This window comes from Paraburkholderia sp. SIMBA_054, from assembly GCF_046534875.1.
Classification (GTDB): Bacteria; Pseudomonadota; Gammaproteobacteria; order Burkholderiales; family Burkholderiaceae; genus Paraburkholderia; species Paraburkholderia hospita.
Genome location: NZ_JAWRXV010001289.1, coordinates 1 through 251 on the forward strand (window position 1 = coordinate 1; position 251 = coordinate 251).

Sequence of the window (251 nt, forward strand, 5' to 3'; positions counted from 1 at the left end):
GGGGGTCGCGCCGCGACGGTTGCGGGTCGGGAAGGGAAATGACGGCACTCATCGGGGCATTCTACCGGGTCCGGATGTCCCGCCGGCCGCTGCCGGCGACCAACGGGCGGTGTAAGCTCGAACCGATGGACGCCGCCGATCCCGCCACCCTCGTAGAACGACTGAACGCGCTCAGGCTCGAACACCGCGAGCTCGACGAGCAGATCGCACGGCTGGTGCTCGACCTGGAAGCCGACGAACTGATCATCAAG

Annotated in this window: 1 pseudogene; it reads left to right on the top strand. The window is 67.3% G+C overall.

Going from position 1 to position 251, the window contains the following annotated elements:
- Window positions 1-38 precede the first annotated feature (38 nt).
- Window positions 39-251 (top strand): annotated as a pseudogene (locus tag SB822_RS59260) (hypothetical protein); the annotation flags it as partial.